Raw genomic sequence first — 589 nt, forward strand, 5'->3', positions numbered from 1 at the left:
GCAGCGCGCGCTCGGCGAACAGCAGCGCCAGGCGCAGTACGAGCGCCAGCAGGCCATGCTGGCCAAGGAAATCAAGTTCATCGAGAAGTTCAAGGCGCGCGCCTCGCACGCCGCCCAGGTTCAGAGCCGGGTGAAGAAGCTCGACAAGATCGAACGCGTCGAGCCGCCGCGCCGCCGCCAGTCGGTCCAGTTCGAGTTCAGGAGCCCGCCGCGGTCGGGCGACGACGTGATCAGCCTGCGCAATATCCACAAGGGCTATGGCGACCAGCAGATCTATCAGGGCTTCGATTTCCTGGTGCGCCGCAAGGAACGCTGGTGCGTCCTCGGCGCCAACGGCGCCGGCAAGTCGACCTTGCTGGCCTGTCTCGCCGGCCTGCGACGGCCCGACGACGGGACCGTCGACCTCGACGACGCCGACATCCGCCGCCTGTCGCCGCGCGCGCGCGCGCGGCGCATGGGCTTCCTGCCGCAGACGCCCGAGATCGCCTGGTCGGTCGACGTCGAGACACTGGTCGGCCTTGGCCGCACGCCCTTCGTCGGCGCCCTGGGCCTGGGCGCGGCCGACCGCGAGGCCGTCGCGCGCGCCCTG

General features: G+C 71.0%; 1 protein-coding gene. It reads left to right on the forward strand.

Going from position 1 to position 589, the window contains the following annotated elements:
• A partial coding sequence (locus DNK89_RS23680; RefSeq protein ID WP_203422562.1) for an ATP-binding cassette domain-containing protein occupies positions 1-589 on the forward strand: 589 nt, incomplete at both ends.

It is taken from the genome of Acidovorax sp. ST3 (assembly GCF_003231145.1).
Taxonomy (GTDB): domain Bacteria; phylum Pseudomonadota; class Gammaproteobacteria; order Burkholderiales; family Burkholderiaceae_C; genus Acidovorax.